The following is a 26,126-nucleotide window of genomic DNA, read 5'->3' as shown; positions in this document are numbered from 1 at the left end:
CTCAATCTGTCGATTTGGCTGAGACGAGCTGGCGCAGGGCTTCGCCCAGCCGTGCCGGATCGCCGTCGACCGCGATCTGCTTCAGCCGCGAGGTCGCTCCGGACAGCAGCCTCACGCTGGCCTTGGGAACGCCGAGCGATTTCGCCAACAGGACCAGGACGGCCTTGTTGGCCTCGCCGCCATCGGCGATGGCGCGCACCCGCACCTTGAGCACGCTGCGGCCATCGGCCAGCTGCTCGATCCCGTCGATGTCGTCGCGGCCGCCGCGCGGCGTCACCCGCAATGCGATGCTGATTCCTGCGGCCGCGTAACGCCAAGGCTCCTTGCCGGCTTCTCGGGCAACCAAGGCGCTCCAGCCCGCTCAGATCACGTTGGGGTAGATGTAGTACAGGATCACCCGCTCGATGAACATGATGATCAGAATCAGGATGATCGGCGAGATGTCGAGGCCGCCGAGGCTGGGCAGGAGATTGCGAATCGGCGCCAGCACCGGCTCGGTGATCCGGTACAGGAACTCCGCCACCGCCGACACGAACTGGTTGCGGGTGTTCACGACGTTGAAGGCGATCAGCCAGGACAGGATCGCGGAGGCGATCAGCAGCCAGACGTAGAGGTCGAGCACGATGATGACGATGTCGAGAACGGCACGCATGATTTTTCAGAACTCTGGCTTTTGAAGACTCTGGCTTTTGGAAACTCTGGCTGCGGTCGGATTGACGCCTTTGCTAGATATCGGTTCCCCCCCGCCCAAACAAGGGAAGTCGCGCCCCGAATGGCTAAAACCGGGTGACACCCGTCCTTGACTTGACCTTGGCGGGGACTTAAATGGCGCCCGGTTGTCGGCCGCGTTTACCAGAGCGGCCAGCAAAGGGGCCATAGCTCAGCTGGGAGAGCGCGTCGTTCGCAATGACGAGGTCGGCGGTTCGATCCCGCCTGGCTCCACCAGCCTTCGCAGGCTACGCCTGCTTCGGCTCGGCAAGCCCTTTCGTAGCGAAGGCTGCCGCGGCGTAGCCCGAAAGGCGAAGCCGGGCTCTCTCCGAAATCCCCCTACCTCCCCGTAAACCTCGGCGGCCGCTTTTCCATGAAGCTCGCCACCCCCTCCCGGAAATCGCTGCCAGCCAGCGCCACCATCATCTCCCGGTTGGCTTCGATCGTTGCCTCGGCCAGGGTCTGGAACGGCACCTCGTAGAGCTGGCGCTTGATCACGGCCATCGCACTCGGCGAGACGAAATCGGCGAGATCGCGGGCATAGGCGTAGGTCTCCTCGCGCAGCTTTTCAGGCGAGCAGAGCCGGTTGACCAGGCCGATCCGAAAGGCTTCCTCGCTCGACACGCGCCGCGCCGAAAGCAGCAGATCCATCGCATTGGCATGACCGACGATGCGCGGCAGCATCCAGCTGATGCCGTGCTCGGCGATCAGACCGCGCCGCGCGAAGGCTGTGGTGAACACCGTATTGTCGGCGGCAAAGCGCAGATCGCAATAGAGCGCGTGGACGAGGCCGATACCCGCGGTGGCGCCGTTGAGCATGGCGATGACCGGCTTCCTGATCGACGGATAATAGCCGTAGCGCGTCTGCCAGTCCGGACGGCGGTTCATGTCGAAGGGCGGCAGGTTCGAGGCGCGCCTGACGTCATCAGGGTCGAGCCCCTTCAACGCATCCATGTCGGCGCCGGCGCAAAACGCGCGGCCCGCGCCGGTGAGGATGATGACGCGGACATCGTCGTCGGCGCTTGACGCGTCCATCGCATGACGCACGTCGCGCTCCATGGTCGGCGTCCACGCATTCATGCGATCGGGGCGATTGAGCGTGATGGTCGCGATCTTGTCGCTCACCTCATAGAGAATGTGCTCGTAGGCCATGACGCTCTCCCTTGTCTGCCGGCACGCATTGGTGCGCGCTCGTTGGCGGAGAGCCTAGCATATCGGGGGACGGCGCGAGGACTTGCGCCAAGAGCCTGCGCGAAAGGCGCGGGTTACTCGGCGGCTTGGGCCAGCACCGGCCGCCGCTCCAGCCAGACATTGATAAAGTGATCGAGCCAGGCGCGCTCTGCGGCATCGTAGACGGCACGATCCGCAAAATGATGGTGCCGCTGCCGCGCACCGGGCGCGCTGAAGCCGTCATAGCCGCGCGTGGTCCAGCGATGCATCATCGCGTAGGTCACATCGGGGTGGAACTGCACGCCGAAGGCATTGCCGGCGCGGAACGCCTGCACCGGAAAATCGTCGCCCTCTGCAAGCAGCTCGGCGCCGGCAGGCAGCTCGAATCCCTCGCGATGCCAGTGATAGACCTGAGCCGGCCAGGCCGGGCAGAGCGCGCGGCCCGCGGCGGTCGGACGGATCGGGTAGTAGCCGATCTGGGTCAGCGCATCGGCATGCGGCGCGACGCGGGCACCGAGCTGCATCGCGAGCATCTGGGCGCCAAGGCAGATGCCGAGGAACGGCCGCTGTTCGCGCAACGGAATTTCGAGCCAGTCGATCTCGCGCCGGATGTAATCGTCGGGATCGTTGGCGCTCATCGGGCCGCCGAAGAATACGGCGCCGGCATGTTCGTCGAGCGTCTCCGGCAGCGGATCGCCGAAGCGGGGACGGCGAATGTCCAAGGAGTGGCCAAGCGCGCGGAGCGCATTGCCGACACGGCCCGGGGTCGAGCATTCCTGATGCAGGACGATCAAGACCGGCAATTGGCTTTCGGAGGCGGCAGTGCTCGGCGCCTTCTTTCGGAAGGGCACCAATTCTGCGCCACCAAACCTGTCCGTCCGGAACGACATGGCCTCTGCGAGTGCTATCGGTTCAGACCGCCAGCATAGCTAAGCGATGGTTAACATCGTGTGAGTTCGCGCACACATCGAAAGTGAAGCAAGCTCCGGGCCACTACGGAAGCGCCAGGATTTCTCTAATTCCTGCGCCTCTGGAACCGGCTCGTCGCGGCCAGGATGAAGCCGCGCGGGAAAAAGCGCAGCGCAAGCGGCACAATCTTGATGCCGAGACCGGGCAGCACTGCCCGTTTGTTGGCCATCAGGCCACGGTACGCTTCCTGCGCGACATCGGCGGCTGAAACATTGAGAAGGGCCGTATCGTGTTGGGACCCGACGCCGGCGCGCGCCTGGAATTCGGTGGGCACGGGGCCCGGGCAAAGCACGGTGACGCGAACGCCGCGCGGCGCGAGCTCCGCCCGCAGCGCTTCCGTGAAGGAAATCACGTAGGCCTTGGAGGCATAATAGACCGCCATGCCGGGGCCGGGCAGGAAGCCCGCGACCGAGCCCACATTGAGAAGACCGCCCTTGTTCCTGATCAACTGATCGGCAAAGCGCAGCGACAGATCCGTCAGGGCCCGCACGTTGACATCGACGATCCCGATCTGCTCGTCGCGATCGCGCTCGATGGCATCGCCGAACACGCCAAAGCCGGCATTGTTGACGAGGTGGTCGAGCTCAACGCCTTCGGCGGCGAGCGCCGCCGCGATGGTCTCGCCGGCGGCGGGGTCCTCGAGATCGCAGGCGATCACGATCGGCCTCTTGCCGCCCTTGGCAGCTAGCTCGCTCGCGAGCGCCTCCAACCGATCCGCGCGCCGCGCCGTCAATGCCAGGCGATGTCCGTTGGCGGCAAATACGCGCGCCAGCTCCGTGCCTATGCCCGCCGAGGCACCGGTGATCAACGTTACCCGCTCAGTCACGATCGAAGTCTCTTGAATTGAAGTCCTTGGCCCCGCAATGGCTGAACGAGAGCATAAGCCGTGCGCGACAGGCAAGCGGCGCTGGCGGAATGGCGGCTTGAGCGGGCGACAGGGGAGCAGGAAGGACAGGTATTTTGCAGGCGAATCCGCCAAGAGCCGGGGTTACATTAAAGTTTCGTCATGTGGCTCGCGTGGGAGGCAATCCACCAGGCGAGAGAGGTCAGCCACCGACGGCACCATCCTTCACCTGGCTAGCGGCGCGCTCGGCCACAATATGCTTCAGCTCGATCCGGTCCCGCTGGGAAATCCCGAGCAGATCGGAGGCGCGCCAGACGACATTGTCCTCGAACTCGCTGACCTGGCCGTCGGCATAGACCAGCTCCCACATCATCCGGACGATGCGCTTGCGACCCTCTTCGTCGAGCGAGCGCATGATGATGCTGGTGAAGTGATAGAGGTCCACCGCCTCGCCCTCGACCTCGGTGGCGTCCGCGATCAGGCGATCGGCCGTGCCTTGATCGAGCCCAAAATGGCTTTCGATCAGGCTGTGCAGCTTGCGCCGCTCGGCGGCCGTCGGCTGGCCGTCCAGCGAGACCACGTGGACCAGCAGCGCGGTCGCCGCCAACCGATAATCGCTGTCACCGAAGGTGCGGTTCTGGTCATGGGGGGCGACAATGTCGGCGATGAATTGGCGCAAGCCGTCGAGCATAAAGGTCCTACCGAAATCGATGCAGCCGCGAGGAGCGCAGCTGTTACCAGCATTATATGAGCAGGAAACTCAACCGGCGCAACGTGCGTCAGTTCCCCGCGCCGCATTACGTTTCGGCAATCTCTTCACCGTCATTCCGGGACGCGCAAAGCGCGAACCCGGAATGACGATCCGAACTCACGGAATCTCGTACACCACCATCTTGTCGGCGATGCCGCGCAGCGCCGCCTGTTTCTGGATCGGCTTGATCGCGCGCTGCTCCAGCACCTCCGCAACCGCGGGCGCGTCGAGCACCGGGCCGGTGATGTGGATTTCCTGCGCCGTCGACAGGCTCTGCACGCGGGCGGCGATGTTGACGGTCTGGCCGAAATAATCCTGCCGCTCGTTGAGCATCACCGCAAGACACGGGCCCTCATGGATGCCGATCTTGACGATGAGATCGTCGGTGCCGCGCTGCTTGTTGAGCTCGTCCATGGCCGCGCGCATCCGCAAGCCCGCGACGATGGCGTGCTCGGGACGGACGAAGGTCGCCATCACGGCATCGCCGATGGTCTTCACCACCGCGCCCTTCTCGGAGGAGATGATCTCGAGCAGCGCATGGAAATGCGCGCGCACGAGGTCGAAGGCGGCGAGATCGCCGACCCGTTCATAGAGCGCGGTCGAGCCCTTCAGGTCGGTGAACAGGAAGGTGAGCGAGGTGATCTGAAGCCGCTGATCGAGACTGAGATTGTCCGCCTTGAACACGTCGCGGAAGGTCTGGTTCGACAGCATCCGCTTGGCGGTGAGGAACGGCTTGCGCTTGCCGATGAGATGGTGGAGCGCTTCGGCGGCGATGAAGACCGACGGCAGCACGCGTACGCCGGCCTGGTTCTCCAGCGACAGCCGCAGCGGGCCGGGCCGCATGGTGGTGGTCCCGGTCGGGGCCTGCACCTTGTTGTACATGATGGCGAGCTGCTGCCGGTCCTTGGCCGGCTCGCCCTGGACGTCGATGAAATGGGCGGCGTGCGTCACCGGCTCGAAGATGATGACGAAGTCGCTCGGCAGCTGCAGCGACATGGTCGCCTTCTCGCCTGCCGGCAGCTCCATCGTGTCGAGCGTCACCTCATTGGCAAGGGTCGCGAACGATTCCTTGTTGAAGTCGACGCCGGAGCTCCAGAACACCTGCTTGAAATATTCCCACACGGGAAGCGTATCAGGGTCGTGCGCCGCGATGCGCCGGACGCGCGGGTTGACGGTGAAGGAGACCTCGACCTGATCGTCGACGGAGGCCTTGTAGCCGCAGGCGCAGAGTGCGCAATGATAATCGTCGGGCTTGAGCGCCTTCAGCGTCGAATGCGCGCCGAGCACGCCGCCGCATCCCGGGCACAGCACGTTCCAGCCGAGATCGAACAGCCCGAGCCGCGCCGAATGCAGGAAGGCGGAGATCGCGCGCTCTTCGTCGAGGCCGTGCTGGCTGGAGAAATCGAGGACGTTGACGCGGTTGAGTTCGTGATCCTCGCCCTCCTCGATGAGGCGTACGATCGCATCGACCACCTTCGCGTCGGCGGTCTGCTTCAGAACGGAAAACTGGGCCTGGATGTCGCTCATGGCAGGACTCTATCTCGTGCGGATCACGCCGCGGGCCAGGCAATGAGCCTGTCACCGACGCGTGATGCGGAACATGGGTGAATGGTCCGGCTGGGTCGTGACGACGCCGAGCGGGACCACGGGATTTGCGGTATCGGCGAGCTCGACACGGAAGGCGCCGATCAACCGGGCCAGTGCCAGCACGGATTCGGCTTGGGCGAACGGCGCGCCGACGCAGACGCGCGGGCCCGCGCCGAACGGCAGGTAGGCGAAGCGATCGGGCGCCTCTTTCGACATGAAGCGCTTTGGAATGAACGCGTTCGGCTGATCCCACAGCTTCTCGTGCCGGTGCAGCAGCCAGGGCGCGATCATGATGATGTCGCCCTTGCCGATCTCGATTCCGGCCGCATTGTCCTTGTCGCGCGCGGCACGCGCGACCAGGAACGCCGGCGGATAGAGCCGCATCGTCTCCTCGATCACCGCACGGGTGAACTTCTGCCGGTCGATGTCGGCGATGCTGTCGAGATGCTCGCCGTGCGTCTCGGAGGCGACTTCCTCCTGCGTCTCCGGGTCGAGCGCGAGCAGATAGAGCGCCCAGAACAGCGCCGTCGCCGTGGTCTCGTGACCCGCAAGGATCATGGTCGCGACCTCGTCGACGAGCTGCTCGTCGGAAAAGCCCTTGCCGGTCTCAGGATCGCGCGCCGCGTCCATGAGATCGAACAGGTCCCGCGGCGGCGCGCCGTCCTTCTTGCCGGCCGCGCGCCGCTCCGCAATCAGCATGGCGACGAACTCGGTCCAGCGCTTGCGGAAACGGGCGCGGGCGAAATCCATCGGGCTCGGCCAGGACACCGGCAGCACCATGTCGAGGAGATACGGGCGCCCCAACCGCGCGGCATATTCCATGATGAAATTGCGCAGGGTCGCGCCATGCCGGTCCATGCCGAACGAGAACATCGTGCGCCCGGCGATCTCCAGCGTCATGCGCTGCATGATCTCGCGCAGGTCGATATCTTCCCCCACCCGCGCGTCCAGCTTGGCTATGGTCTCGTCGAGCACCGCCGTCATGTGCGGAACGAGATTCGCGGTGGCGCGCGGCGTGAAGGCCGGCGCGAGGGTACGGCGCTGGAACGTCCAGGAATGACCCTCCGCGATCAGAAGCCCGTCACCCAGCACCGGACGCAGCATGCGGATGCCCGCCGGGGTTCGCGTGTAGTTCTCGTAATTGGTGAGCAGGACGTGCCGGATCGCGTCCGGCTGGTTCAGGATGAAACTGTTGCGGAGAAAGAAGCGGCCTTTGATGACGTCTTCCTCATAGGCGCGCTGGCCCCAGGTCGCGATCATGTTACGCCGGATCACGGCGAGACGGCCGAAGAACGACATGTCGTCGGGCGCACGCGGAGGAGCCGGAGGGATGATGGGCCGACGCACGCTGGCGATATTCATGGCTCTCTCCCGCAAGATGTACGCAGGCAACAGCTAGTAAGTCAGCTCGGCAATCGCAATCCGGTTCTCCTGGGCGGCCCAGGCCCGCGCCACAATCCGTTCTTCGCCGAATTGAGCCACGATGTTACGTCCAACCTCGCCGGCTGCAAGCCGCAATGTTGCCGCCGAATCGGTCGGCACGCCCGGCTTGACGTCGGCGGGCTCCCTGCCGTCCAGCAGCACCACGTCCCGCGGCAGGCCGAAATAGCCGCGCGGCCGCGACATGATGACGACCGCGCCGGCGTCCTTGTCGGCCGGCCCCAGCGGCCGTGCGGCGCGCAAATGGACGACGTCGGACGAGCGCGGGAACGGCGAGCGATAGATGTGCGTGATCGGCGCGCCCGGCGACGTCAGAACGAACTCGAGCGACCAGGAGGGCTCGATCTGCGCCGGGCCCCAGCGGCCGTCGGCGCCCGTGGTCGCGCTGTGCACGGCGCCGCCCTTGCGGTCGCCGGTATCAGGATCGACGCGGAAGATGTCGACGGTTGCGCCCGCCACAGGCCGATTGGTCGGCACGCCACCGGGCGTGCCGGTGACGAGGCCGCTCAGCCTGACGACCGGCTCCGGCACGATCGCGATGCGCGCGGGTTCCCGGCCGGCGATGAACTTGTAGATCTCGCGGAACGCCCTGGGGTGAAAGGCCACCTCGCGATGGTCGAGCGCACCGAGCACGAGATTGGTGGCGCCCTTCAGCTCCGGCCCTTCATTGGTGACGCCGGTCGGCGTGCCGGGCTTGCCGATGAAGCGGCCGTCGGCCTGGGCATATTTGTCCATGCCGTCGCTGCGCAGCGTCAGGAAGGCGACGCCCGGCGTCACCTCGCTCTCGCCCTCGTTAAGCGCGCGCAGGAACGCACCGCGGCCGTTGAACTCGCTGTTGGGCTGATCGTCGGTTGCGAACACGCCGTGATTGGGCGTGCCGCACAGAACGGCGTGACTGACGTCGCCGGCACCGCCATTCTTGATCACGTTGCGAATGGCATAGCCGCCGCGCGAGCTGCCGACCAGCGCGACACGCGCCGCGCCTGTCCGGCGCTTGAGCTCGGCGATGGCAGCTGTGAGCTCGCGGCGCTGGTCCTCGGTCGAGGAGCGGTTCGCCTGCTCGACCTTGTCGTCGCTGCGCGCATTGGGATCGGTGAAATTGATCGCCGCCATGCGCTCGCGCGCGATGCCGTTGGATTCCATCCGCCACAAGGTCGTCATCCAGAGCGCGTCATAGTCGCCATTGCCGTGCACGAACAGGATCGGCGGCACCTCATTGCCCGGCGTAGCGGCCGTGGTCTGGGCGATTGCGCCCGTCCGCAAGCTCGCAGTTGCGAAGGGCAAGCTGCCAGCCGCCAGCAAAATCGTCCGTCGCGACAGCTTCATCTGTTCCTCCCCGGCAAACCGTCTCTTTGCACCGCTTATAACGGCCTAATCACTGGACAGCGAAGGACTTTCGCAGGCATCAAAGAATTTGCCGGAATCGCCTGCACCACTTCTGCCAGCCCATTTGGAAGAGGATATGACCGAGCAGCCAAACCGTCAGAAAATGGCCGCCGACGGCATTACCGCGCCGCTGCGGTACACCGTGTTCCGGCGCATCTGGCTCGCCAGCCTGCTCTCCAATCTCGGCCTGCTGATTCAGGGCGTGGGCGCAGCCTGGGCGATGACACAGATGTCGGCATCGGCCGACCAGGTGGCGCTGGTGCAGACCGCCCTGATGCTGCCGATCATGCTGATCTCGATGCCGGCCGGCGCCATCGCCGACATGTATGACCGCCGTATCGTCACGCTGATCTCGCTGTCCGTCGCCTTGATCGGCGCGAGCGCACTCACCGTGCTGGCCGGATTCAATCTCATCACCCCGGAATCGCTGCTGGCCTTCTGCTTCGTGGTCGGCAGCGGCAATGCGCTGTTCGGCCCGGCGTGGCAGTCCTCGGTCAGCGAACAGGTGCCGCCCGAGGCGCTGCCTTCGGCCGTCGCGCTGAACGGCATCAGCTACAATATCGCGCGCAGCTTCGGTCCCGCGGTCGGCGGCGTCATCGTCGCCGCGCTTGGCGCGGTGGCGGCGTTCGCCTGCAACGCGATCCTCTATCTTCCGCTGCTGGTGGTGCTGCTGCTCTGGCGCCGTTCGGTCGAGCCCTCGCGCCTGCCGCGGGAAAAGCTCAACCGCGCCATGGTCTCGGGCTTCCGCTACATCACCAATTCGCCGCCGATCAAGATCGTGCTGTTGCGCACGCTGGTGATGGGCCTGATCGGCGGCGCCATCATGGCGCTGATGCCGCTGGTCGCGCGCGACCTCCTGCATGGCGGCGCGCAGACCTACGGCATCATGCTCGGCGCCTTCGGCATGGGCGCCGTGATCGGCGCACTGAATATCCACGAACTGCGCAAGCGCATGAGCGGCGAGTCCGCGATCCGCGCCTGCACCATCTCGATGGCGTTCGCGATGGCCGCGCTTGCCCTCAGCACGGAGCCGGTGCTGACGGCAGCGGCGCTGGTGCTGGCCGGCGCGGTCTGGATGGCCGCGATTGCGCTGTTCAACATCGGCGTGCAGCTCTCGGCGCCGCGCTGGGTTGCCGGCCGCTCGCTCGCGGCGTTCCAGGCCTCGATTTCCGGCGGCATCGCCATCGGCGCCTGGGGCTGGGGTCATCTCACCGACTACGCCGGTGTCGAGGTCGCGCTGCTGACCGCGGCCGGCCTGATGCTGATCTCGCCGCTGCTCGGGCTTTGGCTCACGATGCCGCGCGTCGGTGCCCGCAACGAGGATGCCGATGTGCTGGCCGATCCCGAGGTGAAGCTGTCCCTGACGGGGCGCAGCGGCCCCCTGGTGGTCGAGATCGAATATCGCGTCGCGCAGGAGAACGCGCGCGCCTTCCACAACGTGATGCAGGATGTGCAGCTCTCCCGCCAGCGCAACGGCGCCTATGGCTGGTCGCTCGCCCGCGACATCGCCGATCCCGAGCTGTGGACCGAGCGCTACCACTGCCCGACCTGGTTCGACTACTTACGCCAGCGCAACCGCTCGACCCAGTCGGAACGCGCGCTGCATCAGCAGGCGATCGATTTCCACGTCGGTCCCGAGCCGGTGCGGATCCGCCGTATGCTGGAGCGCCCGTTCGGTTCGGTGCGCTGGAAGGACGATACGCCGGACCGCGCCGATGGCGAGGTGCTGCCGGTGGTCGCGACCGCGGCGGGAAGCAGCACGTAGGTCCTGTCAGCGCGTAGCCCGCATGAGCGCAGCGACATGCGGGGCAAGAAGTCCCGGATATCGCTTCGCTCATCCGGGGCTACGACGTTTCGTCTCACTGCCCGTGCTCGGTCAGCACCTTGTCGCAGCCCTTGCTGAGGCGAGTGCGGTTCTGCTTCAGGCAGGCGAGCACGGCGCCGTCGCCATTGTTCATCACGGCGCGGCAGAAGCGGCTGACATCGCGCGCGCAGGCATCGTGGCCGGGCTGCTGCTGCGCGGATGCGCCCGAGGCGCACAGGAGCAAAGGAATGATGAAAAGAAATCTGGTCATCGCGTAATGCCTCTTACCCGCAAAGATGTGCGGGGAAGCTAGTGCGACGATGCCGCACCCGCAACGGCTTTATTGCCGAGCGGGAAGGGTGCCGCCGCGTGGCCCCGGCATGACGCCGGGGCACATCGCGGTGGGGGAGCTGACCGATGCGATGATCGTTGTCGCTGCGCGGTGTTACTGACTGTTCTGAGCGTCAGCGACCTTGCGCGAGGCGCCCTTGGCGAGATCCTTGTCCATCACCGCGCGGCAGCCGGCGCTCAGATCCGAACGATGCTTGATCATGCAGGCCGTGATCTTCGGGATGTTGGGGATTTCCGACGAGCACAGGCGGAAGGCATCGCCGGTGCACATCTGCTGCGCCTCGGCCGTGAAGGCGAAGCTCGAGCTCGTCGATGCGATCGAGACGATGGCGGCAATGCTCAGAGCCAGGCTGGTGTCGCGGAGACGGGCAGAAAAGGACTTGGTCATTTGAAGCTCCCATTGGCACCGCGCAGAGCGGGCCCGTTGTTGATGGGAACTACGATGCTCCGGCAAAACAGTTTCCACCGTGATGACCGTCACGCGCCTCACCCCGACTGTGACTTCGGTCACGTTGGCGCACCGCCCTGAAATTCCTCCACAACCGCCGTCGTGTTGGTGTCACGTTAACTGTTACTTCGCATTAATGGCGCGTCGCGCGGGAAATTCCGCAGGTTTGGTTGCGTAATTGGAAAGAGTAGCGATGCGTAATGCGTTGGGCCTGATGCTGGCCAGTGTAGTTGCGGCGGTCGTGATCGCCGCCGGCGGTTGGTTTTATTATTCCGCGCGCGCCGATCAGGGCGCTCCCAAGACAGTTGCTGCCCGTGCCGGCGATCCATTGCCGGCACCGGCGAAGCTCGCCGCCAGGGATGACGTCGAGACCACCGCGACGGTGGCGGCCAAGCCGGCGGCAGCCGCGCCGGCGCCCGCTCCCGTCATGCCGGTACAGCCGAAGCAGGCCTGCGCCAATCCGAACGCGCTCGGCGTCTCCCGCGTGGTCGAGATCGACACGACAGGCGGCCCCGGCTTCGGCTTCGATCATTTCAAGCAGTTCGACTTCCTCACTGAGAAGGAGGTCGTGCTGACCTTCGACGACGGTCCCTGGCCGGTCAACACGCCCGCGGTGCTGAAGGCGCTCGCGGACGAATGCACCAAGGGCCTGTTCTTCTCGGTCGGCAAGCACGCCACCTATCATCCGGAAATCCTGCGCCAGGTGCTGGCCCAGGGCCATACGGTCGGCACGCACACCTGGTCGCACGTCAATCTGAATGGCAAGAAGATGACCGAGCAGATGGCCAAGGACGAGGTCGAGAAGGGCGTCAGCGCGGTGAAATTCGCGCTCGGTGCCAACCCGGCGCCGTTCTTCCGCTTCCCGCAGCTTCAGCATAATCCGGCGATCGTGAGCTATTTCGGCACCCGCAACGTCGCGATGTTCTCGACCGACGTCGATTCCTTCGATTTCCGCAAGGGCGCCACGCCGGAGAAGATCATCGAGACGGTGATGACGCGGCTGGACAAGCTCGGCAAGGGCATCATCCTGATGCACGATTTCCAGAAGAATACCGGAATAGCGCTGCCGGCGCTGCTCGCGCGCCTCAAGGCCGGCGGTTACAAGATCGTGCAGATGAAGGCCAAGACGCCGCTGCAGACGCTGCCGGAATACGACGACGCGCTGATGAAGGACATGAAGGTGCCGACGGCCGGCACGAATACGCGTCCGATCGGAAGCGTGGTGCAGACAGTCTCGCAGTAAGCGCGATTGGTCAAAGTCAAACTCTTGCGTCATGGCCGGGCCCGTCCCGGCCATCCACGTTCTTGGATCAGGGGCGAAGACGTGGATGCCCGGGCCAAGCCCGGGCATGACGGCGAGATTGGGTAAAGGTCTGCGGCTTACCAATAGATGCCGTGGCGGTGCAGCTCGCTGATGATGCGGCGCTCGGTCCAGCTGCGCTTGGGCTTCGGCTTGTCCGCCCCTGCGGTTTTCCTGATGGCGGGCTTGGCGGTCGCGACCGGCGCCGCGGTGGTGGTCGCAGGCGCGGCAGCCGCAGGTGCGGCTGTCGTGGCCGGCGGCGCGGACAGCGTCACGGCCGGCGGACGATCGGAATATTTCGGCGCCTCGGCGGCCGGCGCAGCTTCGCTCGCCTGCGCCGTGGTGCTGGTCGGCGCGGTCAGCGGAGCGGGACTCTGAGCGCCCGCCGCAGACAGCGACAGGCTGCGGGAGCCATCGGCCTGGGCAGATCCGGCACTCAGGACCATGGCGGCAACCAGAATGATCTTGCGCATGTGAAGTCTCCCCGTGTTGGCGTGACCGGGACATTACGGGCAATGTGCTCGGGGTTAAGTGATTGGCCTCACATAAACGCGGACAATTTCGAACCGGCCGGCCGCGGTCAACACCCGCGCCAATAGACCCGCAGCGTCACGTCCGGAAAACTCATGTTGTCGAGCAGGCGCACGCCCTTTTCCGCGTCCATGCGAGCGACGGATCGTCGCCGAGCCCACCGCACCAGAGCCGCAAACGCGATCGACCTGGAGTGAAAACACTTGGAGTGAAAGCTTTGAAACCTCTCGACACCCCGATCGGCACGAGGTTGTCACCCATGTCTCAGGTACGTTTCGCTACCTATGTGTCCGGGTTGGACAGTCAGGCGCTGGTGCCGCAAGAGGGATTCGAACCCCCGACCCCGTCATTACGAATGACGTGCTCTACCGACTGAGCTATTGCGGCGAACCCTGCCGGGGCCTGGGCGATGCCGGCCCCGATACGCGCGCTCCTGATATCGGGCATGGCCCGAATTGGCAAGGACAAGCCGGCTTCGAATTGCGGCTCACGCGCCCCAGCGCGACCAGAACCCGCGCCAGCCCCCCGCCTGGGCCTTGGGTGTGCCGATTTGTTCCGTGAATTCATCGCTCGGCCCCTCGTCGTCGATCCCGGGGTCGTCGGGGGCCCGGACGAGGGGGATGACCGCCGGAATCGGCGCTGGAGCGGGTTTGCCGAGGTCGGCGCGGGTCCGGAACACCGGTGTGGCCGCCAGCGGCGATGATTCGGCGGGCTCGGGAGCCGCCTGGACCGGTTCGGCGGGCGTGACCGCCGGCTCGTCCTTCATCGTTTCCTTGATGGTTTCTTTGTCGACTTCCTTGGTCTCGGGGGGCGAATTGTCCTGCGCGGCCAGCGCTGGAGCGGGGACCGTCACCAGCGGTTCCGCCGGGGCTTCGCTGACCGCCACCGTCACGCGCTTCGGCGGCGGCGCCGCCAGCATGGCTTCCTCGAAGGCCGAAGATTCGATCGTGGTGCCCCTGTCCGAGGGCAGGCTCGCGACCGGTGTCTGCCACTGGAACGCATCGAGGCGGCCGGTGACCGGGGAGACCGGGCGCCAACGGTCGCTGACGTAACCGTCCGCGGTCCAGGCCGGATCGTGACGGGCGCGCACCGCGCGCAAGGTCCAGGCGCGGGCGCGGCCGCTATCGCCATGCTCGGCGCGCTCGATCTCGGCCATCAGCAGCGCGACGCGCTGGGTCGGATCCTTGAGATAAGGCGCGAGCACCTCGCGCGCGCGGGCGAACTCCGAAGCATCTATCGCAGCGCGGGCGATCGCGAGCTGCCCTTCGAAATGACCGGGCTTGTCGGCTGGCGTCTTCGCGGCGAGGGTCTCGACCCGCTGCAAGCGGTGCCATGCGGTATCCCCGAGCTTCACATGCGCATAGGCGTCCGCGAGATCGGGATGCGGATTGGCGAGCCAGGCGGCTTCCACCAGCTTCATGGCGCGGCGCACCTGATGCGCCTCGCTCTCGAATTTCGCGGCGAGCACCGCGGCCGGCACCAGGGTCGGCGCGAGCTTGATCGCCTCCATCACGCTCTCGCGCGCGACGTCGCGGTCCATGGTTTCCAGCTCCAGCGCGCGCGCGGTGAGCAGGACGCCGCGCTGCCGGCGATAGGTCTGCTTATCGATCTGCCCCGCGCGCAGATTCGAGTCGAGGATCGCGAGTGCCCCACTCCAGTCGCCGCGCGCGCAACGGAAGCCGAGCACCGCATGCGATGCCCAGGTCGAGGACGGCGACAGCTTGATCGCTTCCTCGGCGATCATCACCGCGCCGACTGCATCGTCGGCGCGCTGCGCCTCGATGAACAGGCCGCGCAGGCCGAGCAGGCGCGTGTCCTCGCGCTCGGCCATGACGCGGAAGACGCGCTGCGCCTCGTCGCGGTTGCCTTCGAGCTGTGCCGACTGCGCGTGCAGGAGCAGCGCGAGCGGATCGTTCGGCGCATGCCGCCGCGCCGCCTCGGCATGACGGCGGGCGAGCGCGGTGTCGCCATGACCGATCGCGAGCAGGCCGTGAGTGATGGCGTGGCGGCCCTTTGCGTGGCGCTTGTCGTGGCGGCGGCGCCGCAGGCGCTTCGGCGTGCGCCAGACCATCGTCAAAATGCTCCAGACCAGCACGACAGCCGCCGCAAAGAGGCCGAGCAGGAACACGAATCTGGGAAGCGTCGTCGAGATCCGGAAACTACCTGCGGTCAGGATGAGATCGCCCGGCTGGTCGGCAACCCAGGCCGCGCCGGCCGCCGCCAGCGCGATCAGGACGAGAAAGAGGACGATGCGAAGCATGACGATCCCTATTACGCGCCGATTGTTGCGCGAACGTTATTGAGCAGGCTTGGCCGGATCAGATTTGGCGAGATCCGCCATCGCATCGTCGGCAAATTTGCGTGAAGCCGCGAGCGCGGCGTCGCGTGCATCGGCCTTGTCGAGCCAGGCCTGTGCCGCGGTGCGATCGGCCTCCGGCAGCGTCTTGAGCTCGCGCCGCGCTTCCACGAAATCGTTGCGCAGCGCCGCGGCCGTCACCCGCGCGACGATCGCGCCGCGGTCGTTGCCGACCCCGTCGGTGCGCTCGATGCGGACGAGTTTCGACGCGCCGGCCTGAAGACGCTCGACGATGCCGGCACTCGCGGCCGGAGCTTCCGCCGGCGGCGACAGTTTCGGCACGATGGTGAGCAATTCGCGGCTCAGCGCGACCGGCGTCGGGATGCCCGACGATGCAAACGTGTCGAGCGGCTTCAGCGTGTCGGGCCTGGCTGCCAGCGACCGCGCCGCGGCCAATTGCTGTTGATAGGGATCGCCATGGCGAACAGCGACGTCGAGCAAAGCGGCCGCCACCACGTTGCGCAGCGGCTTGTCGTCCTTCGCCTTTGCATCGGCGATCTTCTCGCCCTGCTGCGCGAGCTCGGCCCGTTCGGCCCTGCTGGCGCGTTCGAGCTGCGCGATGCGATCGCTGAGCGCGGAAAGATCGGGCGCGGCAGCACCTGGCGCGGACTTCACGTCGTTCAGTGCAGCCGCTGTCTTGTCGGACTGCGTGCGCAGATTGGCGATGTCGCCGCGCAGGCTGCCGATCGATTTCTCGATCGCGTCGATTCGCGCCGCCATCGCCGGATCGGCGCCGGGCTTGCCGGCCTTGGCCTCGACCGCGCTGACGCGCCCGCTCAGCGCATCGACCGTCGCGCTGGTGACTTGCGGTGCGGCAGGCGGCGCCTGCACCGCAGGCCAGCCCAGCATCCAGCCGACCGCGATCACGATTGCAGCTGCAACAGCGCCGGAGAACGGCGCAATGGCCCAGGGCGAAATCGACGACGCCGGAGCCTGCGCTTCGATACGCTCCGGCTCTGCGTCGGCCTTGCCGGATTCTGCCTGTTCAGGCGCAGCGTGCTCCGGCGCGGGCGGGGCCTCGGGCTCGACCGCCGTTTCCTGCGGCTGGGTCGCGACTTCGGTGGCTTCAAGATCAATAGTCGGCGGAGTGCGCTTGGCACGTCCGCTGTCGGGCGCCAATCCTGCGTCTTCAGGCTTGTCGTCGGCCATCGTGACGGTTCCTCACACTTCCATATCAAGGTGAACTAGATTGCGTCGGATTCGGCCCGACCTCTTACGCCAAACGGGTCCGCAAAGCACGCTCCAAGGTGGCAAATAAGGCACTTTCGTCCGGGGTCGCGGCAACCAGAACCTGCGACGCGCCGGCCTCGCGCAGCGCGCCCGCGACCGCCTCGGACAGACAGCATTGCGGTATCGCCAGCGCCGAGATTTCGACGCCCTCGTCCCTGGCCGCATCCAGGAACGCCCGGGCGCTGCGCCGGGAGTAGTGCAGCACCGCCTCGACGCCGTGGGCGGCAAAGCCCTCGCAGACCTCGCGCGGCAGATGCTTGACCGGCGTCATGCGATAGGTCGTCTGCGTGACCACGGAGAAACCCTCCGCATCGAGCTCAGCGCCGAGGTCACGCGATAGATCCGCGCCCGCGAGATACAGCAGTGTGCTCTTTTTCTTCAGCACCTTGTCGCGCGCGCCCTGCATCACCTTGTCGCGCAGGGACGCGGCATCGCCACCGGCGACGATCACCCGGGTAAAGCCGGCGTCGCACGCCGCGGCGGCGGTATGCTCGCCGACCGCAAACAACGGCAGCTCCAGAAGACCAAGGTCGCGCAATTGCGGCGCGACGGCACGGATCGCATTGGCCGACGTGACGAGGACGGCACCGTAGCGCGCTTCACCTTTGTCATGGAAGGCGACCGGCTCGAACTTGAGCGCCGGCGCAAGCAGCACCGCATGGCCCCGCGCGCGCAGACTTGCCGCCGTCGCTTCATTGTCGGGATGCGGCCGTGTGACAAGAATGGACATCGCTGGTGTTCCCGAACCACGTGGCGGTGACGCACGACCCGGACGGCTTGCTTCGTGACGATTGCGCAATCTGGCCCCGGAATGCTACCGGACGTACCAGAACTCTGCTTTACGGATGAGCGCAAGGGCGCAAATTGGATAACAATTCGCCAATGCTGGTGCTGGGCATCGAAACCACCTGCGACGAGACCGCCGCGGCCGTGGTCGAGCGCGCGTCTGACGGCAGCGGCAAGATCCTGTCCAACATCGTGCGGTCGCAGATCGAGGAGCACGCCCGCTTCGGCGGCGTGGTGCCGGAGATCGCCGCCCGCGCCCATGTCGACCTGCTCGACGGCATCGTCGATCGCGCCATGCGCGAGGCCGGCATCGGCTTCGGCCAGCTCGGTGGCGTCGCGGCCGCCGCGGGGCCGGGCCTGATCGGCGGCGTCATCGTCGGGCTCACCACCGCCAAGGCGATCGCGATGGTGCACGACACGCCGCTGGTCGCAGTGAACCATCTGGAGGCGCATGCGCTGACGCCGCGCCTCACCGATGGCATCGCGTTTCCCTATTGCCTGTTTCTTGCCTCCGGCGGCCATACCCAGATCGTCGCGGTCACCGGAGTCGGCCAATATGTGCGGCTCGGCACCACCGTCGACGATGCGATCGGCGAGGCCTTCGACAAGGTCGCGAAGATGCTGGGCCTGCCCTATCCCGGCGGCCCGCAGGTCGAGCGCGCGGCGGCGAGCGGCGACGCCACGCGCTTTGCGTTCCCGCGGCCGATGCAGGGCAGACCCGATGCGAATTTCTCGCTGTCGGGATTGAAGACGGCGGTGCGCACCGAGGCGAGCCGGCTCGCCGAGATCACCCCGCAGGACATCAGCGATCTCTGCGCGAGCTTTCAGGCTGCAGTGCTCGAATCGACGGCCGACCGGTTGAGCGTTGGCCTCAGGCTGTTCCGCGAAAAATTCGGCGCGCCGCGCGCGCTGGTCGCGGCCGGCGGCGTCGCCGCCAATCAGGCGATCCGCGGCGCCCTCGATGACGTCGCACAGCAAGCCGGGACACAATTGATCATGCCGCCGCCCGCACTCTGCACCGACAACGGCGCGATGATCGCCTGGGCCGGTGCCGAGCGCCTCGCACTCGGCATGACCGACACGATGGACGCGCAGCCGCGGGCACGCTGGCTGCTCGACGCCAGCGCGACGGCACCGGCAGGCTACGGCAAGACCCGGGCGGGATATTGAATGCCGTGGTGCCGCCACAAGCCCCGCTTCACCTCGCCCCGCTTGCGGGGAGAGGTCGACGCGCGCAGCGCGGCGGGTGAGGGGGACTCTCCGCGAGTCTCGCTGGCACCGTCCCAGCGGAGAGCCCCCCTCACCCCGACCCTCTCCCCGCAAGCGGGGCGAGGGGGTAGGGGGATCGCGCCATGACCACGTTCCAATCCGTCGCGGTGATCGGGGCGGGCGCCTGGGGCACGGCGCTGGCGACCGTGGCGGCGCGGGCCGGGCGCGCCGTGACGCTGTGGGCGCGCAATGCCGAACATGCCGCGCGGATCGCATCGACGCGCGACAATCCGCGGCTGCCCGGCGTGCGGATCGCGGCGGAGATCGTCGTGACCAGCGATCTGGCGCTCACCGCGCGCGCCGACATGTTGCTGATCGCAACACCGGCGCAGCATTTGCGCGGCGCGGTCAACATGCTGGCCTCGCATCTGACAAGGCCGTTGCCGATCGTCGCCTGCGCCAAGGGCATCGAGCACGGCACCCACAAGTTCATGACCGACGTGATCGCGGAGGCCGCGCCGCACGCGCAGCCGGCGATCCTGTCGGGACCGAGCTTTGCCGACGACGTCGCGCGCGGCTTGCCGACGGCGGTGACGCTGGCGGCAAGGGACGAGGCGCTGGCGAGCGGCCTGGTGCAGGCGCTGGGCTCGCCGACATTCCGCCCCTATCACTCCACCGACATCCGCGGCGTCGAGATCGGCGGCGCCGCCAAGAACGTGCTGGCGATCGCGGTCGGCATCGCGGTCGGGCGCAAGCTCGGGGCCTCCGCCCAGGCGGCGCTGACGACGCGCGGCTTTGCCGAGCTGACGCGCCTCGGCCGCGCCTTGGGCGCGCGCAGCGAGACACTCGCGGGCCTGTCGGGTCTCGGCGATCTCATCCTGACCTGCGCGAGTCCGCAATCGCGCAATTTCGCGCTCGGGCTCGCGCTCGGCCGCGGCGAGCAGCCGCCCGCCGGCAAGCTCGCCGAGGGTGAGTACACCGCGCCGGTGCTGATCGAGCTCGCAGCTTCGCGAAACATCGAGATGCCGGTATCAGAAGCGGTCGCCTCGATCCTGAGCGGCCGGAGCACGATCGACGCGGCGATTTCGGGGCTGCTGACGCGCCCCTTCAAGTCTGAGGAATGAACATGGCGTACTGGCTGGTGAAATCCGAACCGTCGGTGTGGTCCTGGGACCAGCAGGTGGCGAAGGGCGCCAAGGGCGAGGCCTGGACCGGTGTGCGCAACTACACCGCGCGCCAGAACCTCGTTGCCATGAAGAAAGGCGACAAGGCGTTCTATTATCATTCCAACGAAGGCAAGGAGATCGTCGGCATTGCCGAGGTCATCAAGGAGGCCTATCCCGATCCGACCGACAAGACCGGCAAATTCGTCTGCGTCGATATCAAGGCCGACAAGCCCTTGAAGAATCCGGTGACGATGGCTGCGATCAAGGCCGAAAAGAAGCTGGCCGACATGGCGCTGGTGAAATATTCGCGGCTCTCGGTGCAGCCGGTGACGGCGGAGGAGTGGAAGCTCGTCTGCAAGATGGGCGGGATGTAGTTCCTCACGTCTTTGGCAATGTGAACACCTGGCACGGCGCTGCAATGCCGCGCAGCGAATGCGACCCGAGCGCGACCAGCTTCATGTCCGTCTCGGCGGCAAGCGCGCCCGACACCAGCACAGCCCGCCCCAACGGCTTGCACAATCCTTCGAGGCGGCTGGCGAGATTGACGGCTGGACCGATCGCGGTGAAATCGAGCCGGTTCGCGGCACCGATATTGCCCCAGAGCATCTCGCCGAGATGGAGCGCAGCACCGAACGCCAGCGGCGGCAGGCCCTTGGCGCCGCGCTCCGCGTTGAGATAGGCCATCCCGGCCTCGGCTGCGCCGGCAGCACGCAGAGCGGCCTCGCAGGCAGGGCGCGGCGATGCCTCGACCACCGGAAAGATCGCGAGCACGCCGTCGCCGATGAATTTCAGGACCTCGCCGCCGAAGGCGTGAACAGCGCCGGCGATGCGATCGAACCAGGCGTCGAGCGCGGCGATGACCTCGCCAGGTGGTGAGGTTTCCGACAGGGTCGTGAAATTGCGCAAATCCGCATAGAGCAGCGCGGCCTGAATGGTCTCGCCGAGATCGCGCCGCAAGGGTGCCGCCAGCACCCGCTCGGCGCTGCGCCTGCCGAGATAGGCGTCCAGCGTTGCCCGCAACGTGGCGCGCGCGGCGAGCACGGCAAGCGGCGTTGCGGCGAAACGCGCGGCCTGGCGCAGTTGCCCGATTTCATCTGCGGTGAACGGCCGCGGCCCGATCCAGCTGAGCAGCGGCCCATCTTGCCGTCCGACGATGTCTTCGTGCAGCTCGCCGCGCACGATGTCGCGCAGCCAGCGGCGACCGGCATCGTTCGGCGGATCCGGAGCCAGCCCGCCAGGCGCGAAGCCGAGCGCTTCGATCACCTGGCCGCTGTCGGCCCGCCATAGCCATGTCCGCTTCGCGATCAGCGGATGCGGCACCTCCAGCGTGAGGGCGCCCGCCGCAAGCGGCACGCCGTCGGCCACGAGATGAGCGCCGAGTTCCGCGAGCAGGCGGTCGGCCCCGGCACTATCCGAGGCGACATCGACAAGCCAGGCGAGCGTCGGGGAGAGCTGCATGGCCCGATCATGGCGAAGGCGGGCCGGGTTTGTCACGGCCAATCCTTGACGGGCCGCCCACGCGCCGCCATGTCCCAGTGTCAGCGAAGGAATGATCGCCCATGACTGAACCGTTCATCGTGCGACGCGAGACCCAGATCGCGGCACCGCGCGCTACCGTTTTCGCTTACCTGACCGACCCCGAGAAGATCCTGAGCTGGATGGGGTCGGAGGTGACCACGGAGCCGCATCCCGGCGGGCTCTATCTGCTCAAGGGCGTCGGTCCGCGCGGCGGCGTCGCCCGCGGCGCCTTCCGCGAGGTCGTGCCGGTGCATCGTCTGGCCTACACGTTCGGCTGGGAGGGCGGCCAGGAAGTGCCGCCGGGCTCGAGCCTGATCGAGATCGACCTGATCGAGCGCGATGGCGGCACGCTGCTGCGCATGACCCATAGCGGCCTGCCGAGCGAAGCGCAGGCGGCTTCGCATGCGACGGGGTGGGCGCATTATCTGGAACGGCTGACGATCGTGGCCGCAGGCGGCGATCCCGGTCCCGATAACGGCGTCTCGACCAAGTCGTAGCTCTGTCGGGTGGGCAAAGCGAAGCGTGCCCACGTCTTACGTAATCACTGAGAGGTGGTGGGCACGCTACGCTTTGCCCACCCTACAGCTACGGCACTACGGCACCCGCGCCTATTTTCACCTCCAACGGCAGTGTCGTTACACCGCCGCCGTCGCGACCACCTGCTGCAGGAGCTGCTCGCGCCGCGCCTGCGAGCGCTGGCCCTTCATGGTCGCGGCAAAGCGTTCGAGGATGCCTTCCTCGAAAGCGGTGACGATGGTGTCGTGGACATAGCTCTTGCGGCAGATCGCCGGCGTGTTGGAGAGCTTGTCGGCGGCAGCGCGGATCGCGTCCAGCACCTGCTTCTTGCGGCCGCGCTGGCTGGTCGCCGGCGTGATCCGCGACAGGGATTCCACGACCACGGCGGAGGCCATCAGCGTGCGAAAATCCTTCAGCGAGATCTTGATTCCGGCGATCTCGCGCAGGAACGCATTCACCTGCGTGGTGCTGACCGCGCGCACGATGCCGTTGGCGTCCCGATACTGGAACATCCGCTTGCCGGGGACGCCCTGCAAAATACCGATGGCGCGCACCAGCTTGGCCGCGTCGCATTCCTTGCGCACTGCCTTGCCGCCCTTCGCCTTGAAGGTCAGCACGAAGCAATCGTCTTCCAGCGTGACGTTGGACTTGAGCAGTGTGGTCGCGCCGCGGGTGCCGTTGAGGCGGGCGTAGGATTCGTTGCCGGGGCGGATCGCGGTGCGCGCGATCAGCTCGATCACGGCCGAGAGCGCGAATTCACGCGTCGGCTCGTCGCCCGACAGGAACGCCGAGACCTTGCGCCGGATCTTGGGCAGCGCGCCGACGAGCTTCTCCAGGCGATGCGCCTTGCGATGCTCGCGGACCTTCTCCCAATCGGCGTGATAGCGATATTGCAGCCGGCCCGCGGCATCGCGGCCCACGGCCTGAAGATGCGAGCTCGGATCGGCCGAGTAGCGCACCTCGCGATAGGCCGGCGGCACCGCCATGGCGTGCAGCCGGCGGATGGTGCGGGCGTCGCGGATGTGTGCGCCGTTGGGGCGGACGAAGGAATAGCCCTTGCCGCGCCTGATGCGGCGAATGGTCAGCTCGTTCTGGTCGCCGAGCCGCAGGCCGAGTTCCCTGGCAAGCGCCTCGACCGTCGCCGGCGCCGTGTCAAAGGTCTTTTTGGGGCTGGGACGCCTGAAAGGGGCCGATTTGGGCCATTGTCCGAGGGCTTTGGCCAGCGCAATGGCAGCAGGATCGGCTGAAGCGGGCCGTATCGTCCCGAGATTCTGCTGATCCATCATAGTCTTATGCCTTAGCCCTGTCTGTTATCGGTCAATGCCGTAATTCTGATGTTTGTTCCGAAGGGCCTCTTTGGACCCGGGTTGGCCATTTAGGGTGTTCCGAACCGCATTGCGAGTCCCGAATCAGTGACGAGAGGTTGCCAAATACCGTCCGCGTCGCATGGGCGCCCTGCACCAGCTGATTCCTGAGAGTTGGGTAAAGGCCTCAACGCCGCCCGTGGGGCCTGTTTCAGATCTGCGACAGTCGCCGCAGGCGGGCTTGATCCTCCGCATGGCGGGCGGCCCGCCGAAGGTCCAGCTTGTGCTCCTTGTCGGGTCCGGTTAGCCCGACGCATAATCAGTCAATGATCAAGTCGGCTCGCCGGTCGCTAGCGTTCGGCCTGCCGTATGTGGAGGGAAAGCATGTCCGAGAAGATCTACGACGTCCCTGCGGAGTGGGCGAAGCGCGCCTGGGTCGACCAGGCCAAGTACAAGGAGATGTACGCTCGCTCGATCTCGGACCCGAACGGTTTCTGGGCGGAGCAGGCCAAGCGCATCGATTGGATGCACGCGCCGACGAAAATCGAGAACGTCTCGTTCGCACCCGGTAACATCTCGATCAAATGGTTCGAGGACGGCATTCTCAACGTCGCCTACAATTGCATCGACCGGCATCTCGCCAAGCGCGGCAACCAGACCGCGATCATCTGGGAAGGCGACGATCCCTCGCAGTCCAGGCACATCACCTATCGAGAGCTGCACGACGAGGTCTGCCGGATGGCCAACATCCTGCGCACCCGCAACGTCAAGAAAGGCGACCGCGTCACCATCTACCTGCCGATGATTCCGGAAGCGGCCTATGCGATGCTCGCCTGCGCGCGCATCGGCGCGATCCACTCCGTGGTGTTCGCGGGCTTCTCCCCGGACAGCCTCGCCCAGCGCATCAACGACTGCAAATCCAAGATCATCATTACCGCGGACGAAGGCCTGCGCGGCGGCAAGAAGGTGCCACTGAAGGCCAATGTCGATGCGGCGCTCGCCAAGGCCGACGGCGTCGACTGGGTCGTCGTGGTCAAGCGCACCGGCGGCAAGGTCGACATGAACCCGACGCGCGACCTCTGGTATCACGAGGCGGCGGCAATGGTGACGACGGAATGCCCGCTCGAGCACATGCACGCCGAGGACCCGCTGTTCATCCTCTACACGTCGGGCTCGACCGGCCAGCCCAAGGGCGTGCTGCACACCACGGGCGGCTATCTCGTGTTCGCCTCGATGACACATCAATACGTCTTCGATTATCACGACGGCGACATCTACTGGTGCACCGCCGACGTCGGCTGGGTCACCGGCCACAGCTACATCCTCTACGGTCCGCTGGCGAACGGCGCGACCACGCTGATGTTCGAAGGCGTGCCGAACTACCCGGATAATTCCAGGTTCTGGAACGTCATCGACAAGCACAAGGTCAACATCTTCTACACCGCGCCGACCGCGATCCGCGCGCTGATGCAGTCGGGCGACGAGCCGGTGAAGAAGACCTCGCGCGCGAGCTTGCGTCTGCTCGGCTCGGTCGGCGAGCCGATCAACCCGGAAGCCTGGGAGTGGTATCACCGCGTCGTCGGCGACGACCGCTGCCCGATCGTCGACACCTGGTGGCAGACCGAGACCGGCGGCATCCTGATCACGCCGCTGCCGGGCGCGACCAAGCTCAAGCCCGGCTCGGCAACCCAGCCGTTCTTCGGCGTGGTGCCCGAGATCGTCGATGCCGACGGCAAGGTGCTGGAGGGCGAAACCTCAGGCAATCTCTGCCTCACCCGCTCATGGCCGGGCCAGATGCGCACCGTCTATGGCGACCATGCCCGCTTCGAGCAGACCTATTTCTCGACTTACAAGGGCAAGTACTTCACCGGCGACGGCTGCCGCCGCGATGCCGACGGCTATTACTGGATCACGGGTCGCGTCGACGACGTCATCAACGTCTCCGGGCATCGCATGGGAACCGCGGAAGTCGAGAGCGCGCTGGTGGCGCATGAGAAGGTCTCGGAGGCCGCGGTGGTCGGCTTCCCACACGACATCAAGGGCCAGGGCATCTATGCCTATGTCACCCTGATGGCCGGCGTGCAGCCGACCGAGGATCTGCGCAAGGAGCTCGTCACCTGGGTGCGCAAGGAGATCGGCCCGATCGCCTCGCCCGACCAGATCCAGTTCGCGCCGGGCCTGCCCAAGACCCGTTCCGGCAAGATCATGCGCCGCATACTGCGCAAGATCGCCGAGGACGAGCCGGGCAGCCTGGGCGACACCTCGACCCTGGCCGATCCCGCCGTGGTCGATGACCTCGTCAAGAACCGGCAGAACCGGAAGCCGGCGTAACCAAAGTCTCGTGCCCCGGACGCAGCGCAGCACGTCAGTGATGCGCTGCCGAGTCGGGGCCCATCTATCCAAACGCGAAGAACTGGGTCCCGGATCGGCGCTCCGCTTCGCTGCGCTTGTCCGGGACACGAGAGCGGGTGTTGAGCTCGCCTCCAACCAACAGCCGTTCACAGCCTCACGCGCTTGTCAGCGCGCGCGGCGGCGCGCCCGCCTATTTCCCGCCGGGTGTTGTTTTCAGGTCATTTACTTTATTTCGAACATTTCCTTTGTTCCCCCTGCTGGCCGGCCTTCGGTGGCCGCGCGTGGAAACCATCCGGTTAACGAGCGCGGTTAAGAATGTCCCCTGACGAGGACTTGGCGCGGCGGCGATTGCGGGTTCTGCGTCATTTTGGACGATCCGATTGTGCAAGGGGGAAGATCG

At 66.3% G+C, this 26,126-nt stretch carries 24 protein-coding genes and 2 tRNA genes; 8 read left to right on the top strand and 18 right to left on the bottom strand.

What is annotated here, in order from left to right:
• Position 1 precedes the first annotated feature (1 nt).
• Both E4K64_RS24320 and E4K64_RS24315 read right to left on the bottom strand, forming a co-directional pair.
• Positions 2-346 carry a DUF167 domain-containing protein gene (locus E4K64_RS24320; RefSeq protein WP_126256794.1) on the bottom strand — a complete coding sequence of 115 codons (345 nt, stop codon included), beginning with the start codon at positions 344-346 and terminating at the stop codon, positions 2-4.
• Between the two features lie 15 nt (positions 347-361).
• Entirely contained in the window at positions 362-652 is a 291-nt protein-coding gene (locus E4K64_RS24315) for a YggT family protein (protein ID WP_135165759.1), read from the bottom strand.
• Between the two features lie 217 nt (positions 653-869).
• Here E4K64_RS24315 and E4K64_RS24310 point away from each other — a divergent pair.
• Positions 870-945: transfer RNA gene (locus E4K64_RS24310), tRNA-Ala, on the top strand.
• Positions 946-1,047: 102 nt separating this feature from the next.
• Here E4K64_RS24310 and E4K64_RS24305 read toward each other — a convergent pair.
• From E4K64_RS24305 to E4K64_RS24275, 7 genes are all read right to left on the bottom strand, one after another.
• Positions 1,048-1,860: an enoyl-CoA hydratase gene (locus E4K64_RS24305; RefSeq protein ID WP_135165758.1), complete on the bottom strand. Its 813-nt coding sequence runs from the start codon at positions 1,858-1,860 to the stop codon at positions 1,048-1,050.
• 113 nt (positions 1,861-1,973) lie between these two features.
• On the bottom strand, positions 1,974-2,768 hold the full coding sequence (locus E4K64_RS24300) for a glutamine amidotransferase (protein WP_135165757.1): 795 nt from the start codon (positions 2,766-2,768) through the stop codon (positions 1,974-1,976).
• A gap of 125 nt (positions 2,769-2,893) precedes the next feature.
• Entirely contained in the window at positions 2,894-3,673 is a 780-nt protein-coding gene (locus E4K64_RS24295; RefSeq protein ID WP_135165798.1) for an SDR family NAD(P)-dependent oxidoreductase, read from the bottom strand.
• Positions 3,674-3,893: 220 nt separating this feature from the next.
• Positions 3,894-4,382, bottom strand: a complete 489-nt coding sequence (locus E4K64_RS24290; RefSeq protein ID WP_135165756.1) for a tellurite resistance TerB family protein — start codon at positions 4,380-4,382, stop codon at positions 3,894-3,896.
• A gap of 177 nt (positions 4,383-4,559) precedes the next feature.
• Positions 4,560-5,969, bottom strand: coding sequence for an adenylate/guanylate cyclase domain-containing protein (locus E4K64_RS24285; RefSeq protein ID WP_135165755.1), 1,410 nt, complete (start codon positions 5,967-5,969; stop codon positions 4,560-4,562).
• A 51-nt stretch (positions 5,970-6,020) separates the two neighbouring features.
• Positions 6,021-7,391 (bottom strand): cytochrome P450, encoded by a 1,371-nt coding sequence (locus tag E4K64_RS24280; RefSeq protein ID WP_135165754.1) that lies wholly within the window; start codon positions 7,389-7,391, stop codon positions 6,021-6,023.
• 33 nt (positions 7,392-7,424) lie between these two features.
• Positions 7,425-8,795: a hydrolase gene (locus E4K64_RS24275; RefSeq protein ID WP_135165753.1), complete on the bottom strand. Its 1,371-nt coding sequence runs from the start codon at positions 8,793-8,795 to the stop codon at positions 7,425-7,427.
• A 136-nt stretch (positions 8,796-8,931) separates the two neighbouring features.
• Between E4K64_RS24275 and E4K64_RS24270 the strand changes: the two genes are divergently transcribed.
• The gene (locus E4K64_RS24270) at positions 8,932-10,620 is read left to right on the top strand and encodes an MFS transporter (RefSeq protein WP_135165752.1); all 1,689 of its coding nucleotides are present in this window, start codon (positions 8,932-8,934) and stop codon (positions 10,618-10,620) included.
• Between the two features lie 94 nt (positions 10,621-10,714).
• On the opposite strand, the gene E4K64_RS24265 is transcribed toward E4K64_RS24270, so the two are convergent.
• Both E4K64_RS24265 and E4K64_RS24260 read right to left on the bottom strand, forming a co-directional pair.
• Positions 10,715-10,930 carry a cysteine rich repeat-containing protein gene (locus tag E4K64_RS24265; protein ID WP_135165751.1) on the bottom strand — a complete coding sequence of 72 codons (216 nt, stop codon included), beginning with the start codon at positions 10,928-10,930 and terminating at the stop codon, positions 10,715-10,717.
• A 174-nt stretch (positions 10,931-11,104) separates the two neighbouring features.
• Positions 11,105-11,398, bottom strand: a complete 294-nt coding sequence (locus tag E4K64_RS24260; protein ID WP_135165750.1) for a hypothetical protein — start codon at positions 11,396-11,398, stop codon at positions 11,105-11,107.
• Between the two features lie 253 nt (positions 11,399-11,651).
• Here E4K64_RS24260 and E4K64_RS24255 point away from each other — a divergent pair, with 253 nt between their 5' ends.
• Positions 11,652-12,701: a polysaccharide deacetylase family protein gene (locus E4K64_RS24255; protein WP_135165749.1), complete on the top strand. Its 1,050-nt coding sequence runs from the start codon at positions 11,652-11,654 to the stop codon at positions 12,699-12,701.
• Between the two features lie 137 nt (positions 12,702-12,838).
• Here E4K64_RS24255 and E4K64_RS40505 read toward each other — a convergent pair whose 3' ends face one another.
• The 5 genes from E4K64_RS40505 to E4K64_RS24230 form a co-directional block, all read right to left on the bottom strand.
• A complete protein-coding gene (locus E4K64_RS40505) occupies positions 12,839-13,231 on the bottom strand; it encodes a hypothetical protein (protein ID WP_167772228.1) in 393 nt (130 codons plus the stop codon).
• Positions 13,232-13,600: 369 nt separating this feature from the next.
• A tRNA-Thr gene (locus E4K64_RS24245) sits at positions 13,601-13,676 on the bottom strand.
• A gap of 100 nt (positions 13,677-13,776) precedes the next feature.
• Positions 13,777-15,549, bottom strand: coding sequence for a heme biosynthesis HemY N-terminal domain-containing protein (locus E4K64_RS24240; RefSeq protein ID WP_135165747.1), 1,773 nt, complete (start codon positions 15,547-15,549; stop codon positions 13,777-13,779).
• Positions 15,550-15,585: 36 nt separating this feature from the next.
• The gene (locus E4K64_RS24235; RefSeq protein ID WP_135165746.1) at positions 15,586-16,794 is read right to left on the bottom strand and encodes a COG4223 family protein; all 1,209 of its coding nucleotides are present in this window, start codon (positions 16,792-16,794) and stop codon (positions 15,586-15,588) included.
• A gap of 64 nt (positions 16,795-16,858) precedes the next feature.
• Entirely contained in the window at positions 16,859-17,605 is a 747-nt protein-coding gene (locus E4K64_RS24230; RefSeq protein ID WP_135165797.1) for a uroporphyrinogen-III synthase, read from the bottom strand.
• A 158-nt stretch (positions 17,606-17,763) separates the two neighbouring features.
• Here E4K64_RS24230 and tsaD point away from each other — a divergent pair, with 158 nt between their 5' ends.
• The 3 genes from tsaD (at position 17,764) to E4K64_RS24215 (ending at position 20,410) form a co-directional block, all read left to right on the top strand.
• Positions 17,764-18,831: a tRNA (adenosine(37)-N6)-threonylcarbamoyltransferase complex transferase subunit TsaD gene (gene tsaD, locus E4K64_RS24225; protein WP_209311988.1), complete on the top strand. Its 1,068-nt coding sequence runs from the start codon at positions 17,764-17,766 to the stop codon at positions 18,829-18,831.
• 182 nt (positions 18,832-19,013) lie between these two features.
• Positions 19,014-19,994: an NAD(P)H-dependent glycerol-3-phosphate dehydrogenase gene (locus tag E4K64_RS24220; RefSeq protein WP_135165744.1), complete on the top strand. Its 981-nt coding sequence runs from the start codon at positions 19,014-19,016 to the stop codon at positions 19,992-19,994.
• Between the two features lie 2 nt (positions 19,995-19,996).
• Positions 19,997-20,410: an EVE domain-containing protein gene (locus E4K64_RS24215; RefSeq protein ID WP_126256823.1), complete on the top strand. Its 414-nt coding sequence runs from the start codon at positions 19,997-19,999 to the stop codon at positions 20,408-20,410.
• Positions 20,411-20,414: 4 nt separating this feature from the next.
• Here E4K64_RS24215 and E4K64_RS24210 read toward each other — a convergent pair whose 3' ends face one another.
• Entirely contained in the window at positions 20,415-21,494 is a 1,080-nt protein-coding gene (locus E4K64_RS24210) for an adenylate/guanylate cyclase domain-containing protein (protein ID WP_135165743.1), read from the bottom strand.
• A gap of 101 nt (positions 21,495-21,595) precedes the next feature.
• Between E4K64_RS24210 and E4K64_RS24205 the strand changes: the two genes are divergently transcribed.
• Positions 21,596-22,051, top strand: a complete 456-nt coding sequence (locus tag E4K64_RS24205) for an SRPBCC family protein (RefSeq protein ID WP_135165742.1) — start codon at positions 21,596-21,598, stop codon at positions 22,049-22,051.
• Positions 22,052-22,189: 138 nt separating this feature from the next.
• Here E4K64_RS24205 and E4K64_RS24200 read toward each other — a convergent pair whose 3' ends face one another.
• Positions 22,190-23,356 (bottom strand): DNA topoisomerase IB, encoded by a 1,167-nt coding sequence (locus tag E4K64_RS24200; RefSeq protein WP_135165741.1) that lies wholly within the window; start codon positions 23,354-23,356, stop codon positions 22,190-22,192.
• Positions 23,357-23,758: 402 nt separating this feature from the next.
• Here E4K64_RS24200 and acs point away from each other — a divergent pair, with 402 nt between their 5' ends.
• Positions 23,759-25,705, top strand: coding sequence for an acetate--CoA ligase (gene acs / locus E4K64_RS24195; protein ID WP_135165740.1), 1,947 nt, complete (start codon positions 23,759-23,761; stop codon positions 25,703-25,705).
• Positions 25,706-26,126: the final 421 nt, after the last annotated feature.

This window comes from Bradyrhizobium frederickii, assembly GCF_004570865.1.
GTDB classification, from domain to species: domain Bacteria; phylum Pseudomonadota; class Alphaproteobacteria; order Rhizobiales; family Xanthobacteraceae; genus Bradyrhizobium; species Bradyrhizobium frederickii.
The sequence above is the reverse complement of the archived record's forward strand: the minus strand, read 5'-3'. Positions and strand labels throughout refer to the sequence as shown.